Source organism: Inconstantimicrobium porci, from assembly GCF_009696465.1.
Lineage (GTDB): Bacteria > Bacillota > Clostridia > Clostridiales > Clostridiaceae > Inconstantimicrobium > Inconstantimicrobium porci.
Map to the genome: position 1 here is coordinate 41,729 of NZ_VULX01000011.1, position 16,447 is coordinate 58,175.

12 protein-coding genes are annotated in these 16,447 nt (G+C 32.9%); 1 reads left to right on the forward strand and 11 read right to left on the reverse strand.

What is annotated here, in order from left to right; all coding sequences use genetic code 11:
* Positions 1-53: 53 nt before the first annotated feature.
* The 6 genes from FYJ33_RS08830 to trkA (FYJ33_RS08855) form a co-directional block, all read right to left on the reverse strand.
* Entirely contained in the window at positions 54-1,520 is a 1,467-nt protein-coding gene (locus tag FYJ33_RS08830) for a nicotinate phosphoribosyltransferase (RefSeq protein ID WP_154531382.1), read from the reverse strand.
* Between the two features lie 92 nt (positions 1,521-1,612).
* Positions 1,613-2,515, reverse strand: a complete 903-nt coding sequence (locus FYJ33_RS08835; protein WP_154531383.1) for an NUDIX hydrolase — start codon at positions 2,513-2,515, stop codon at positions 1,613-1,615.
* 612 nt (positions 2,516-3,127) lie between these two features.
* A complete protein-coding gene (locus tag FYJ33_RS08840) occupies positions 3,128-4,567 on the reverse strand; it encodes a TrkH family potassium uptake protein (RefSeq protein ID WP_154531384.1) in 1,440 nt (479 codons plus the stop codon).
* A 3-nt stretch (positions 4,568-4,570) separates the two neighbouring features.
* Positions 4,571-5,929, reverse strand: a complete 1,359-nt coding sequence (gene trkA / locus FYJ33_RS08845; protein WP_154531385.1) for a Trk system potassium transporter TrkA — start codon at positions 5,927-5,929, stop codon at positions 4,571-4,573.
* A 279-nt stretch (positions 5,930-6,208) separates the two neighbouring features.
* The gene (locus tag FYJ33_RS08850; RefSeq protein WP_154531386.1) at positions 6,209-7,648 is read right to left on the reverse strand and encodes a TrkH family potassium uptake protein; all 1,440 of its coding nucleotides are present in this window, start codon (positions 7,646-7,648) and stop codon (positions 6,209-6,211) included.
* Positions 7,649-7,652: 4 nt separating this feature from the next.
* A complete protein-coding gene (gene trkA, locus FYJ33_RS08855) occupies positions 7,653-9,011 on the reverse strand; it encodes a Trk system potassium transporter TrkA (RefSeq protein ID WP_154531387.1) in 1,359 nt (452 codons plus the stop codon).
* 266 nt (positions 9,012-9,277) lie between these two features.
* On the opposite strand from trkA (FYJ33_RS08855), the gene FYJ33_RS08860 reads away from it, so the two are divergent.
* Positions 9,278-10,267, forward strand: a complete 990-nt coding sequence (locus tag FYJ33_RS08860; protein WP_154531388.1) for an AraC family transcriptional regulator — start codon at positions 9,278-9,280, stop codon at positions 10,265-10,267.
* 472 nt (positions 10,268-10,739) lie between these two features.
* On the opposite strand, the gene FYJ33_RS08865 is transcribed toward FYJ33_RS08860, so the two are convergent.
* The 5 genes from FYJ33_RS08865 to FYJ33_RS08885 form a co-directional block, all read right to left on the reverse strand.
* Positions 10,740-11,306 carry a 50S ribosomal protein L25 gene (locus tag FYJ33_RS08865; RefSeq protein ID WP_206046653.1) on the reverse strand — a complete coding sequence of 189 codons (567 nt, stop codon included), beginning with the start codon at positions 11,304-11,306 and terminating at the stop codon, positions 10,740-10,742.
* A gap of 378 nt (positions 11,307-11,684) precedes the next feature.
* The gene (locus FYJ33_RS08870; protein ID WP_154531390.1) at positions 11,685-13,163 is read right to left on the reverse strand and encodes a protein adenylyltransferase SelO; all 1,479 of its coding nucleotides are present in this window, start codon (positions 13,161-13,163) and stop codon (positions 11,685-11,687) included.
* A gap of 33 nt (positions 13,164-13,196) precedes the next feature.
* Complete coding sequence (locus tag FYJ33_RS08875; protein ID WP_154531391.1) at positions 13,197-13,721, reverse strand: 2'-5' RNA ligase family protein; 525 nt, start codon at positions 13,719-13,721, stop codon at positions 13,197-13,199.
* Between the two features lie 270 nt (positions 13,722-13,991).
* Positions 13,992-15,503 (reverse strand): methyl-accepting chemotaxis protein, encoded by a 1,512-nt coding sequence (locus FYJ33_RS08880; protein WP_154531392.1) that lies wholly within the window; start codon positions 15,501-15,503, stop codon positions 13,992-13,994.
* 242 nt (positions 15,504-15,745) lie between these two features.
* Positions 15,746-16,429 carry a YjjG family noncanonical pyrimidine nucleotidase gene (locus FYJ33_RS08885; protein WP_206046654.1) on the reverse strand — a complete coding sequence of 228 codons (684 nt, stop codon included), beginning with the start codon at positions 16,427-16,429 and terminating at the stop codon, positions 15,746-15,748.
* Positions 16,430-16,447: the final 18 nt, after the last annotated feature.

The following is a 16,447-nucleotide window of genomic DNA, read 5'->3' on the forward strand; positions in this document are numbered from 1 at the left end:
TATACCTGTTTACCTTTTACCTGTGTGTGGCCTGTGACTTGTGACCTGCTTTATTATTTTTCGCCCTTTAATTTAGTAATTAATTCATTTTTCACATTCCAAAGCTTTTTAGATAAATCAATATAATATGTGTGTGGATTTTCAAATCTCTTTACTTCATCCCATAAATTATCAAGCTGAAGTTTTGTATAATTTCTTGTTTCTTCAAGAGTAGGGCTGTTATAAACAAGTTTTCCATCTCTAAATATTTCTTGCTGAAGTTCCATAACATAATAATTTGTTAGTGTTTTCTTCTTCCAAGTATAAACAGGGTCAAATATTGTATATGGCTCTTTATCATTTATTACTTCATCAGCCATAGTAATGACATCTCCTAGTGCTTTATGTGTATCCTTATCAAAGAATCTATAAACTTTCTTAAACCCTGGATTAGTGATCTTTTCAACATTCTCAGAAATTTTAATCTTAGGAATTATCTGTCCTTCATCATTTTCAACAGCTGCCAGTTTATAAACACCGCCAAATACAGGTTCTGATTTAGATGTTATCAGTCTTTCACCTACTCCAAAGCTATCTATTTGAGCTCCTTGCTGTAAAATTGAAGTTATAATATGCTCATCTAATGAATTTGAAACTACGATTTTGCAGTCAGTAAGTCCTGCATCGTCAAGCATTTTTCTAGCCTTTCTAGTAAGATAAGCAATATCACCACTATCAAGTCTTATGCCCTTAAGTCTTTTACCCATTGGCTCTAAGACTTCTTTAGCAACTCTTATTGCATTTGGTACTCCTGAATTTAATACTGAATAAGTATCAACAAGCAAAACAGAGTTATCTGGATACATCTCTGAATATTTTTTAAATGCAGTGTATTCATCATCATAAAACTGAACCCATGAGTGAGCCATTGTCCCAGCTACAGGCATACCAAACTCTTCGCCGACAATTGTTGCTGCTGTTGCTGCTGCTCCTCCAATATAAGAAGCTCTTGCACCAAACATTGCACCATCAGGCCCCTGTGCTCTTCTTGAACCAAATTCCATTACAGGTCTTCCATCAGCTGCTCTTACAATTCTGCTTGTTTTTGTAGCTATCAGTGACTGATGATTGATAGTTAATAGAATCATTGTTTCAAGTAACTGTGCTTCCTTAACTGGTGCCTTTACTGTTAATATTGGTTCACCTGGGAAAATTAATGTTCCTTCTGGAATTGCATATACTGAACCAGTGAATTTAAAGTTTTGAAGATAATTTAAGAATCTTTCATCAAAAGTATTAAGACCTCTTAAATACTCAATATCATCCTCATCAAATTTTAATCCTTCGATGTATTCAATAACCTGTTCAAGACCTGCCATTATAGCATATCCTCCATCCTCTGGTATCTTTCTAAAAAACATATCAAAGTATGCAGTTGTATCGCCCATTCCATCTAAAAAATAACCATTGCTCATAGTCAGCTCATAGAAATCCATTAACATACTCATGTTTCTTCCATTTTTCAAATTCAATTTATTCATTTTTACCACCTTAACCCTTTCTTTCTTATAATCATTTTGATTATAAGCATTTCTAAAAAAATTGCCTGCTTTATTAGGCAAGATTTTAATAATTAAATATTCTTAATTTCATTTATTATATAGCTTTTATTTAGTATATATAATGATGACGGTCTATATGCTCTGTTACTCTTTACCTTATCAGTTTTACTTACCATAGGACTTATCCATCTTCTAAAGTTCTGTTTGACAAGAGTTCTTCCTAGAAGCAGCTCATAAACCTGCTGAAGCTCCATTAATGTAAATTCCTTAGGTAATAAACTAAATGCTATAGTTGTATACTGAACCTTGTTTCTCATTCTCTCAAGTGAATAATTTAATATTTTAACATGATCAAATGCCAGTCCTCTATCACCCTCTATAAGCTTTATCTCGAACTTTGAATTTTTATTATATCCTTTGATTTCGATATTCTCAGTAATTTCATAGACTATTTTTATATCTTCGGCTACATTCTCTAGTATTATCTGCGAGATAATCTTAGTATCTTCAGTTTTTATAATCTTTTTCTTTATTGTAAACCAAGCAGCATCAGCTGCATCATCACCAGCTTTAACATTAATGTTTTCCTTATTGACAAGTGCCATATATGAAGTTGATACAACTCTCATTCTTGGATCTCTATTAACATCTCCCCATGTATAAAGCTGCTCTAAATAAACATTATCTATATTAGTTTCTTCTTTAAGTTCTCTATATACTGCATCCTCAATATTTTCATTTATATCAACAAATCCACCAGGTATTGCCCAGCAGTTTTTAAACGGATGATTCTTTCTCTTTATAAGAAGCACTTTTAACACTTTTTCAGGTACTTTTTTAAGATCTTTCTCTTCTTCATCATCAAGAGTAAATAAAATCATATCTACAGTTAGTGACGGCCTTTCATAATCATAAGGTTTGTAATTCTTTAAGAATTCTTCTTCTGTAACTTCATTTATTTCCTTCAAATTCATGCTCCTTTCATATAATCATTTTGATTATATGTTTATTATATGACTACAGTTTATATTTTGCAAGTAGTTTTTATAAATTTTTTCCAAAATAAAAAAGGGTGAAAGACATATTCCGAAGCCGACCTCGTTCCCTGCGGTCTCTCCAAGTCGTTTCTTCATATGTCTTTCACCCCTTGATGACTATAAGGACGAAATTGCATTATACCATTATTTTACATAAACGTGTAAACCCTTTATTATAAAAACTTTATGTTGTTAAAAATTGCAGTTTTTGAATGCAATTTTCTATACAATAAAAAAGAGCTTACGCTCCTTAAATTGTTTTCTTGAATTATACATTTTTATATAAAGTAGGTCACAGGTAACAGGTCACAAGTCATAGGTAATGATATAATTAGATTCACTACGTTTCCTAATTATTAATATAATGGAGGTTACACCTCCAAACCTCTAAATTTGATAACACAAAGCTTTTTAGAAACTGCCGTCAGGAAGTTTCATCATTAGCTGTGACCTGTTAGTTGTGATCAGTGACCTTTTGCAAAGACTAATTTATCTAGATGTTTATACTGTAGTTAGTGAAATTATATAATGTGGGATATCTAGTATTAATTATTTCTTCTTCCAAAGCATTGGAGAGAATAATATAACCATTGGTATTAGTTCAAGTCTTCCTGCAAGCATATCAAACATAAATATACACTTTGAGAAAGGATTGAACTTGCCGAAATTCTCCATTGGTCCAACTTGATCCAGTCCTGGTCCTATATTGTTAAGCGTTGCAGCTACAGATGTAAAGTTTGTTTCAAAACTGTAGTTTTCCAGTGAAATAAGCAGTACTGATACAACAAAAACAATAAAATATAAAACAAGATATGTATTAATAGATTTTACAACTTCCTTTTTAACCTTTTTGCCATCCATATGTGTTATATTTACACTTTTGGGATGTACAAAGGATGCTATCTCATTTCTGACATTTCTCCATGCAATTACTATTCTTGAAACCTTGATTCCACCACCTGTACTTCCTGCACAAGCTCCAACAAACATTATAGCAACAAGTATGGTTTTTGATAATGAAGGCCATAAGTTAAAGTCTGCAGTAGAAAATCCTGTTGTGGTAATTATTGATGCAACCTGGAAAAATGACTGCTGCATTGCACTTCCTAATGAAGGGAATGCACTACGTATATTAAAACCAATAACTACTGTTGCTATAAGGATAATTCCTATATAAGCCTTAAGTTCATCACTCTTAAGTATTTCCTTTGGCTTCTTAACAAGTGCCAAAAAGTATATTGTAAAGTTTACGCCAAACAGTGCCATAAACACAGCTACTACATTTTGAATATACATGCTGTACTCAGCCATGCTGGAATTTCTGATACCGAATCCTCCAGTTCCAGCTGTAGCAAATGATGTTGTTACTGCCTCAAAAAGGCTCATGCCTCCACAAAGAAGCAGTATACATTCTGCTACAGTAAGTGCTGTATATATTCCATAAAGTATAAGCGCTGTAGAATTTACTCTTGGCACAAGCTTACCTACACTTGGTCCTGGACTTTCTGCACGCATAAGATGCATATTATTTCCTCCCGCAAGCGGTATAATGCATAAAACAAATACAAGTACACCCATGCCGCCTATCCAGTGAGTGAAGCTTCTCCAGAAAAGCATACATTTTGATAGAGCTTCAACGTCAGATAATATAGTTGCACCAGTTGTTGTATATCCTGATATTGTTTCAAATAATGCATCAAATACTGAAGGAATCTCACCACTGATTAAAAACGGAAGTGCTCCTGTTATACTTACAACTATCCAGCCAAGAGCTACAGCTGTAAAACCATCCTTTGCATAAAATGCTTTATTAGATGGTTTTTTATATGTAAATATTGCTCCTGTCACAGCACATATTATTGCTGAAATCAAAAAAGCATTGCCACTCTTCTCTCCTAAAAAAAGAGAAATAATATATGTAATAAGTAAAAATCCACTCTGAAAATTAAATATCCAGCCTAAGATGTATGTAATAAATCTAAAATTCATTTTTTATCTCCTTACTATGTCACCCAAATCATTAAGTCTTACATTTGTCGTAACCACAATTACATAGTCTCCTTTTTCAATGTGGTCCTGTCCCTTAGGCGTTATAATATTTCCATTTCTGTTTATGCAGCATATAAGAAGGTTATCCTTAAGAGCAAGCTTTTCAAGTGGAATACCGATAAGCTTTGAATTTTCATTAACATAAAACTCCAGAGCTTCTGCCTTGTCTTTTTTAATCTTGTATAAAGTCTCTATATTACACCCTATAGTATTATTCATAGCTCTTACATACTTAAGTATATATTTTGATGTAATATACTTTGGTGAAATTATACTGCCAAGATTAAGTGAATTAATTACCTCATCAAAACGCAGACGATTTACTTTTGTTATAAGCTTGCCGTTCATCTTGCTTCTTGCATAAAGAGAAAGAAGCACATTTTCCTCATCTAAGCCTGTAAGAGATGCAAAAGATCCTGCCTTGCTTATGCCCTCCTCCATAAGAAGATCCTTATCAGTACCATCGCCATGGATAATCATTGCTTTTGGCAGAAGTTCAGTAAGTTCCTCACATCTTGATTCCTTCTGCTCAATTATCTTAACTTTTATGCCACTCTTTAAAAGCTGTTTAGCAAGATAGTATGATACATTTCCACCACCTATTATCATGGCATCTTTAACAGGATTTATAATCATGTCGATCTTTTCAAAGAACTCCATACCCTTTTTGTGAGTGGTAATTATAGAAACAATATCATTTTCAGCAATTGTAAGTTCTCCATTAGGAATAATCACTTCACCATTACGTTCAACAGTAGTTACAAGTACATCACATTTAAGTTCTTTGTGAAGATTCTTTATCTGCATACCATTAAGAATACATCCTTTTTTCACCTTAAAGTTCATAATTTCGACTTTTCCCCTGTTAAACACGCTGATATCAATAGCTGACGGAAATCTTAGAAGTCTTGTAATCTCACAGGCAGCTTCATACTCTGGATTTATAACCATAGAGAGACCTAAGTTTTGCTTTATAAAATCTGCTTCTTCACTATAAACAGGATTTCTAACTCTTGCTATTGTTTTGCATTTTCCTGCTTTACGTGCTATAAGGCAACATAAAAGATTAAGTTCATCTGAATTGGTTACTGCAATAAGAAGGTCTGCATTTTCTATTCCAGCTTCCATCAAAACTCCATAGCTAGCTCCATTGCCTACAATGCCCATTGTATCGTAATTATTAGAGATTTCCTCTACCACGTCATCATTCATATCGATGATAGAAATATCATGTCCTTCCTTACTTAATTCCTGAGTCAGTGTAGATCCGACCTTTCCACATCCTACAATAATTATCTGCATAAAATCCTCCAAAATGTCTCTAAAATTATCTAGTTTATTTATTATACATGATTTTAGAATTTAATTAAAATATTTAATAAATTGTGACGTCTATTTAAAATGCAATATTACAACTTCTGCACCAATGACATCGATTTCAAAACCCTTAAGCTAATATATATAGTTTCTGTATTTGAAAATATATTATTCTTTCTTAAATGCAATTTCCTTTACCACAAAAAAAGACTACTTTATAATACATAAAAGCATTATAAAGTAGTCGCTAAAAAACCTGACGTTCTATTTTCTTTTCCAAACCCATGGTGAAAATAAAATTATCATTGGAATTAATTCAAGTCTTCCTGCTAACATATCAAACATAAAAACACATTTTGAAAATGGATTAAACTTTGCAAAGTTATCCATAGGTCCTACTAAATCGAGACCTGGTCCAATATTATTTAAAGTTGCAGCAACAGAAGTAAAGCTTGTCTCAAGGCTGAAATTCTCAATAGAAATCAAAAGTACTGAAACTGCAAAAACTAAAAAGTACAGTACAAGATATGTGTTCACTGAACGAACAACATCATTTTTAACTATCTTTCCTTCCATTCTAAGTGTATGGATACTTTTTGGATGTACAAATGATGCAATTTCATTTTTTATATTTTTAAATGCCATTACTACTCTAGACACCTTGATACCACCACCAGTACTTCCTGCACATGCACCAACAAACATCAATGCTACAAGAATACCCTTTGATAATGACGGCCATTTGTTAAAGTCAGTAGTGGAAAATCCTGTTGTAGTCATTATTGATCCTACCTGGAAGAACGCCTGCTGAATTGCCTTTCCTAGTGTTGGGAAATATCCTCTGATATTAAATCCTATAATAAGCGTTGAAGCTATAATGATACCAATATAACTCTTAAGTTCATCACTGTGAAGTATCTCCTTAGGTTTACGTACAAGTGCAAGAAAATATATTGAAAAGTTAACACCAAACAGTACCATAAATACACCAACTACATTTTGTATATATGTACTGTATCCTGCTATACTATCATTTCTAACTCCAAAGCCTCCAGTACCAGCAGTACCAAAGGAAGTTGTAATAGCATCAAACATGCTCATTCCCCCTGCTAGAAGGAATATTACTTCTATTACAGTAAGTGCTGTATATATTCCATAAAGAATCACAGCTGTAGAATGGACACGTGGTACAAGCTTTCCAACACTAGGTCCAGGACTTTCTGCTCTCATAAGATGCATATTATTACCACCTGCTAAAGGAAGTATGCACATTACAAAAACTAAAACTCCCATACCGCCAATCCAGTGCGTAAAACTACGCCAGAACAAAAGACATTTTGACATAGCTTCTACATTAGTAAGAATTGTAGCTCCTGTTGTAGTATAACCTGATATTGTTTCAAACATAGCATCAAATATAGAAGGTATCTCACCACTGATTACAAATGGGAGAGCACCAGAAATACTGACAACTATCCAACCAAGTGCAACGGCTACAAAACCATCCTTTGCATAAAATGATTTATGTTTAGGCTTTCTCCATGTACAAATAATACCTATAAGAAAACTGATTGCTGCGGAAACTAAAAGAGCATAGCCGCTTTTTTCCCCATAAAAAAGCGATAATACAAATGTTAAAAATAGAAATCCGCTTTGGAAATTCAGTATCCATCCTAAAATGTATGTTATAAACCCAAAATTCATTTCCTTATCTCCTTAAAATATCACTTAAATCATGTAATCTTGCGTTAGCTGTAACAACAATTACATAATCTCCCTTTTCAATATGATCCTGACCCATTGGAGTAATTGTCTTACCATTTCTGTTGATTGAGCAGATAAGAAGATTATCCTTAAGATCAAGTTTTTCTAATGGCACACCTATTAGCTTAGAGCCTTCATTAACATAAAATTCGATGGCCTCTGCCTTGTCCTTTTTTATCTTGTACAAAGTTTCTACATTACTACCAATAGAATTATTCATAGCTCTTACATATTGAAGTATGTATTCTGATGTAATATATTTGGGTGAAATAATACTTCCAAGATTTAATGAATCTATTACTTCATCAAAACATATACGATTTACTTTTGTAATTATCTTCCCCTTAATCTTACTTCTTACATATAAAGAAAGAAGTATATTTTCCTCATCAATTCCTGTTAATGACGCAAAAGATTCAATATCTTTTAATCCTTCCTCTTTAAGCAGTTTTTTATCAGTTCCATCACCATTTATAATCATAGCCTTTGGAAGGAGCTCAGTAAGTTCTTCACAGCGAGTTCTATCTTTTTCAACTATTTTTACACTTATTCCATACTTAAGTAGCTGTTGTGATAAATAGTATGATAATTTTCCTCCACCGATTATCATAGTATTCTTAACAGGATTAGGTATCATACCTAATTTAACAAAGAATTCTACAGCTTTTTTATGTGGTGCTATAATTGAAACAATATCATTTTCAAGAATTTTAAAATCACCATTTGGAATAATTACCTTTTCATCTCGCTCAATTGTACAAACTAAAACATCACATTTTAACTTGCTACGCATGTCCTTAATCTGCATACCATCAATAATGCTTCCTTGTTCTACTTCAAAGTTAAGTAGCTCAACATGTCCCCTATTAAACAAGTTTATATCAATAGCTGATGGAAAACGAAGTAAACGTGTCATTTCACATGCTGCTTCATACTCTGGATTTATGATCATTGAAAGTCCAATAGTATCTTTTATGAATCTTGCTTCATCACTGTAAATTGGATTACGTACTCTGGCAATAGTTCTACAGTTTCCAGCTTTGCGAGCTATCAAACAGCATAAAAGGTTAAGCTCATCAGAATCAGTTACTGCAATTAGAAGATGTGCTTTTTCAATGCCAGCCTCTTTAAGTACACTATAGCTTGCTCCATTACCAACAACTCCTAGTGTATCATAATTATTCGAAATTTCTTCTACTACACTATCATTTGTATCTATAATGGAAATATCATGGCCTTCCTGGCTTAATACTTCAGCCAGTATGGATCCTACCTTTCCACATCCCACAATAATAATTTGCATAAAATCCTCCAAAACGTATTTAATATTTATTCCGCTCATAACATTATACATTATTTTCATATTAAATTAAATTGATAAAACACATCTTTATGTTAATTTTTGTTTTCATTACTATTTTATGTGCAGACTACTGAAATACTGTATGCTTAAAATTTAATCTTATTTATTTAACAGCAGTTCTATTGACCAAACCACATGCAAATTTGACAGCTTTTTTGTACTACAATATACTATGACTATAATGAAACATACGAGGTATTTATTTTATGAATTTACAAGAACTTGATTCAAGACTGAGGACAATTGCAGAACATGAAGAAGAGTATAAAAGTGGTAATTTTACACTTTCAACAAATATCCTCAAGAAAGCAATGACAAACAACGAAGAAGTACTTCAGATGCATTCTGATAATATAAACATTCATAGTAACAAAAAACATAATATGAATATTCTTGTCAAAAAACATGCAAGATTTCATAAATATCCTGTGCACAGCCACGACTGTATTGAACTCAACTACGTTTATTCAGGAAAATGTACGCAAAAGATTAATGGCAAAAAAATAGAATTAACAAAAGGCCAGATGCTACTAGTGCAGCAGGATACAATCCACCGCATTGAGCCTTTAAGTGAAAATGATATCTTAATAAAAATAATCATACATAACGATTATTTTAAATCTCACTTTTTTAATAGGCTTTCATCAAACAGCATCCTGACAGATTTCTTTTTTAAATCTATTACAACAGGTGTGATTTATAAAAACTTTATCCTGTTTAACTCAGAAAAAAGTGAACGTCTAAGAATTTTCATAAATGAATTCCTATGTGAATGGTATGATCCTTCAATAGTTTTTGAAGATATAATGGGTAGCCTTCTTACACTGATATTTTCTGAACTTGTGAATACTCATACAATAGATTTATCAAATAGTGATGGTTCATCTGAAAATAATATTGTAAAAATACTTGATTATATAGAAAAGAATTATAAAAACTGTACGCTTAAAGACACGGCAGAACACTTTGAACTTAATGCAAATTATTTATCAAATATGCTGAAGAAGAACACTGGATTCTCTTACAAGGACCTTGTCCAACATCAAAAAATAAATGCAGCTAAAGACCTGCTTTTAAATTCAAACCTAAGCACAACCGAAATTGCTAATAAAGTAGGCTACGAAAATATCAGTTTCTTCTATAAGAAATTTAAACAATACTGCTTCTGCCTGCCTGGAGAATACAGAAATAACTAGATTGTACTTTAATATAAAATGTATGATGTATAATGTATAATTAAGGATTGAACTCCCAACGGGAGTTCTATCTAAGGCATGCCTGCTTGGTCAAGACGTAAGCGAACATGCCAAATCGAAGATTTGGAATGCCTGCTTGGTCAAGACGTAAGCGAACATGCCAAATCGAAGATTTGGAATGCCTGCTTGGTCAAGACGTAAGCGAACATGCCAAATCAAAGATTTGGAATGCCTGCTTGGTCAAGACGTAAGCGAACATGCCAAATCGAAGATTTGGAATGCCTGCTTAAAAAGAAAGCATATCTCTCTTTAAATTATACAATTGCAGAGGTTTGGAGGTATAACCTTTATTAGAACTGAGAAATTGATACGTGTAGCGAATAAATTTCATTCATTGAATTCAAATTAATTACCAAATAATAAAAAACTGCAGCTTCAAATAGTGAGCTGCAGTTTTAATATTTTATGCAAATTATTTATCTTCTACTTTATCAGCTTGTCCAGCTTCCAAGCTCTTAACTGTTGCTATTAAAGCTTCTCCGTCAAGTTCTAGCTTAAAGCCTTCTGGAATTACTAAGTCTTTTGCAAATACTTTTGTACCAAAATCAAAAGTTTCTGCATTAACTTCTATGTTTTCTGGGAACTTGTCACTCTCTCCATAAAGTTCAACTTCTGCTACTAAAGGCTCAAGCAATAATCCCTTTGATTCAAGAAGTCCTTCCCCCTTAAATACTACTGGTACATTCAGCTTTACATCTTCATTAGCATTTACGCCCTGAAAATCAATGTGAATAACCTTTCCGTAAATACTCTGCTGTAATTCCTTAACTAGACAGTTCTGAGCCTTTCCTGCTAAATTAAGAGTTACCATTGAACTCTGAGGTAAAGCTAAAAGCTTAAGTACTTCTTTCTTGTCCATCTTAATTGGTGTTGGTTTATCTAGGTGTACTCCGTAAAGCACACATGGAATTTCGCCATATTTTCTAGTTTTCTTTCCTTTTTCGTTTCTTTCGCTAACATTTAATACTACATTAGACAAAATAAGACCTTCTTCCATATTATTTAAAATTACATATATATTATAATACTTTTCTAAATGATATACCACTATTTTTAAATACAATTAAAATAAAGCGTCGTTTAAAGCAGAAATTACATTATAAGTTAACAATGTACTCTATAATTTCATCTAATCTTTTATTATCATGATGAAATAGCACAAAAGTGATTAGGACAAACTCATAGTACAGGATGAAATTAGCTTCACTAATTTATAAATTTTAATGGAGGCAAATCCTCCAAACCACCTAAATAACTCATTACGAAGAGTTTTAAAGAGTATACTTTCCCTTTTAAGAAACTCTATAAGAGTTTCATCCTTAATTATGCGTTATGCATTATGAACTATGAACTACTCTTATGTCCCACAGTAAGTTTTGTAACATCTGTTAATTACCTTTGGAGCATCTGCATACTCCTTATACTTATGACTATAATCGTAAGGATTTGTTACTGCTTTTAATAGTGCATCCATGACACTGTAATCATTGTTTTTTACTGCTGCATCAAGCGCTTCTTCAACTCTATGGTTTCGTGGAATAACCATTGGATTGCTTTTTCTCATAAGCTTAAAACATTCTTCATCTGATTCATCCTGTCTGTCAAGTCTTTCCTTCCACTTTATAAACCATTTCTTAAAATCCTCTTCCTCAAACATAACCTGACTATCAAGATTTCCTGCTGTAAGACTGCTAAACGTTGTTGTATAATCAGCCTTATATTTTTCCATCAAAGCAAGGAGTTCATTTATCAGCTCGATGTCATTATCTTCTTCAGTAACAAGTCCAAGCTTTTTTCTCATACCATTTATCCAATACTCATTAAAATAAGTGCTGAAACTTGATACTGCCTTCTGGGCTTTAGCAACTGCTTTTTCCACATCTTTATCAAGAAGCTTAAGAAGACTTTCTGCAAACCTTGCAAGATTCCATGCTGCCATCTCAGGCTGATTATTATAAGCATACCTGCCCTCTCTGTCTATTGAACTAAAAACTGTATTGGGATTATAAGTATCCATAAACGCGCATGGACCATAATCTATAGTTTCACCGCTTATGGCCATATTGTCAGTATTCATAACTCCATGTATAAAGCCTATAAGCTGCCATTTTGCAATCAGTTCTGCCTGCTTTCTTACAACTTGATTAAGGAAGTTAAGATAAAGCTCCCCTTCATTCTGCTTAATATAAGAATAATGTCTGTTTATCGTATAATCGGCAAGCTGCTTTAACTCTTCATATGTACCGTATTTAGCAATAAACTGGAATGTACCCACACGGATATGACTCTTTGAAATACGTGTAAGAACTGCTCCAGGAAGAATGTTTTCACGTATAATACTTTCTCCAGTATCTACTACAGCAAGACTTCTAGTAGTTGGAACGCCAAGAGCATTCATAGCCTCGCTTATTATATATTCCCTCAGCATTGGTCCTAAAGTGGCCTTGCCATCTCCTCCTCTTGAATAAAGAGTTTCACCTGAACCTTTAAGCTGCACATCATACCTATTGCCGTCTTTTGCAACATATTCGCCAAGAAGCACAGCCCTGCCATCACCAAGCATTGTGAAATAACCAAACTGATGTCCACAATATGCCTGTGAAATAGGTGTTGTATTTTTAAGAATCTTATTACCTGAAAGCACACCAAGTCCATCCTCACTTTTTAAAAATTCCTCATTCATGCCTAGCTCTTTAGCTAAGGAGCTGTTAAACACAGCAAACTCTGGCTCAGGCACTTTGTCAGGATCCTGCCTTGAATACAGCTTTTCTGGAAGATCAGCATAAGTATTCTCCAGCTTTAAATATTTATTAGTCACAAAATGCTGTTCTTTCATATCTACACCTCTTCTTTTGTAATAAATATAACTTTATAGATTAAACTCTCTGTAAAGCTTCCAAGTGTAGTCTTCCCATTTATAGATGCATATATTATCAAAGCTGCAGTCAAAATCACACTGAATCTTGTTAACATAATCCCATATTTTATTAAATTTAGGTGGCAGTTTCTTTGAGGTTATGGTCACATGAAAAGTTTTGTCCTTGCCATCTTTCCTGCTGAAATCCATGTAAGGGAACTCACTCATAACATCAATAAGTCTGTCATGAACTTCTTTAGCTTTCGCTGACATTACAACTTTCATATAGATAACCCTATCATCAAAATGTTCAAAGCCCTCAATCCTGTAAGGCTCTGCTTTTTCTTTTTCCGCGAAATCTTGTAATGACTTTTCTAATTTCTCAATGCTGCCATCATATTCAAATGGTGCTTTAATCGTAAAGTGAGCAGGAAGCTTTGATGACTTTGCTTCAAATATCCTAAACACATCCTTTCTAAGGTTATTATTAAAATCACCTGCTTCACCTTTAACAACTGATACTATTACATATCTCATTTAAACACCTCCTTATTGATAATCATATTATTTCTTAAATTAAAATCACTATACTTATATGGTAGGATTGCATTGTTACATTTATATTAACTCCGTATTATAATTTTGTAATAAAAAAAGATGAAATTGCATAATACCCCCTTTTTTTGTATTATCCCATAAATCCTTTGTTTTCAACGCTTTACAGCATAAAAATTTCACCTTTTCCATTGCAATTTCTTAGACAATAACGAAAGCACCAGTAAAAACTGGTGCTAATTATCATTTACACTATTTAATATATTTGTCTACAGCACGAACTGTATCCTTTAATTCATTCATTAGTTCTATTGCGCGTTCAGCCTTCTGCTTTGTTTCTTCCCCTATGCTTGTACTTTCCTGTGCAGAAGCTGCTACTTCCTCACTAACACTAGAGATATCTGTGATACTTTCAACAATGCTGTTGTTAGAGTGAAGAATTTCTTCAATCTTTTTAGTAATCTCAACTACATTTTCATCAAGTCCTTTCATAGAATGCTCTATTGCTGTAAACTGTGAATTTACCATTGAAATTAATTCATGTTCTGTCTTTGTTGAGTTAACAACAACATCAACTGTGTTCTGAGCTTCCTTACCATTCTGCTGAAGCTCCCCTACAATCTTCTGAATATTTTCTGTAAGATTTCTAGTTTCATCTGCCAGCTGTCTTACCTCATTAGCAACTACAGCAAATCCCTTTCCTGCTTCCCCTGCTCTTGAACTTTCAATTGCAGCATTTAGCGCCAGAAGGTTAGTTTGTTTTGATATTTCAAAGATCTGATTTGTAATAGAATTTACTTTTGCTGCATTATCAACCAGATTCTCAACACTTTGAATAATCTTTTTATTAGCAGCATCTACATCCTGTGACTGAGCATTTAATCTTTGTACTGAGTCTAGTCCACTTATTACTTTGTCCTTAGACTGTGCAGAAAGATTCTTCATCTGGTTTGCCAATTCACCGGTATTTTTTATCATACTCTGAATACTTTCGGTCATATTGCGCTGCTCTTCTATGCTATTTGCATTACTATCATTTCCTGCTGAAATATCCTGCAGTGAAGATGCAGTAACATTTATGTTTTTGACCAACTCACTAATAAAATCGCCAGCCTGATTGGTATTGATCTTTACAGCTTTAACCACACCTATAACATCAGATAATAACTGCTCATTTTGTTCCTTTTCCTTAGTAATATCATCAATCTGCTGTCCGTTATGTTCATTAGAAAGCTTTGTAACCAGGCACATTGAAACTAAAAATACTATTACAGAAACTGCCTGTAAAAGAATTGTTGAAGAATTAATAGCAGCACCTGAATGGTGATGCTTTAGTATTGCTACACAATAAATAACATCTGCAATATTTATAGTTCCAAAAGCTAATGATGCATAGAAAACAAGCTTAAAATCAAAATATAAAATATACATTACCAGCATAGGAAACAGTACAGTAAAAGCCATGTCGTTTACTGAATTCAGACAAATTACTGCATAAACAAAAATATATCCAATAAGTGATATATACTTTAATTTTTTACTATCCTTTTTTTTGAAGAAAATAACATCGTTTAATGTTAAAGTACCAATAGTCAAAACTTCTACGAGAAGCATGTAACCTAATGAAATTTTCCCCTGTAAATAACCCGCTAAATATCCTAAAATCAAAAATGTATCGATTGCTGAAATAGTCAGCACTGTAAGACGATTCATTTTTCGACCCATTTGATAATTGCGTTCCTCTTGATAATTACAACCCTTCATATATTTACCCCTTTAGTATAATTTTTCTCAATCAGATATAAACTTAATATCTAATTTATATATATATTATACACAATAAAAGGATTTTTTTCATCACTTTTAAACAATATCATACAAAAGCCACAACTATATTCGAAAAAAATAAAAAATGAGCAGAATTTGAATAATTTGTAATACCGCTCATTTCATGCTGTAATTTACTATCTATGTACTTATTCACTATTAAGAGACTTTGCAGCTGCTTATAATAAATTTTGAATTTCTTTAAGACTGTGTACTTCGTACTTTGTTGTAAAGTCCATGTTGTTCTGCTTGTTTTTCATGTTCAGCCAGCATGCATCTATACCTGCATTTACTGCGCCTCTCATATCTGAAGTTAGTGAATCGCCAATCATTATGATGTCTTCCTTACTGCTGTGGCCAAGCTTGTCCATGGCAATATCGAAAATCTTAGGATCTGGTTTGCTTACTCCTACTTCTTCAGAAATAACAATATCATCTATATAATCCTTTATACCAGAACCTTCAAGTCTTGAATGCTGTACACTTTTAATACCATTTGTAACTATTACAACTTTGTAGCCTTTGCTTTTTAAATACTTACAAAGCTGTTCTGCTCCCTCTATAAGATAAAAGCCTTGTCCAAGAAATTCTGTGTACTTATTACAGAATTCCTGAGGGTCATAATCAAGATTGCATTCCTCTATAAGCTTAACAAATCTGTCTAACTTAAGTTTGGCAGTTGTAGTAAGTCCTTTCTCAAGATCCTCCCATAACTTATCATTAATTACTTTGTATCTTCTTCTTATACGGTCAAAATCACCTTTATATCCAAAATATCTTATTGATTTATCAAGGGCATTTCTCTCGGCCTTAGGAAAATCAAAAAGCGTATCATCTAAATCAATAAAAACTACGTTGTACATCATAACCCCTCCAGTAAA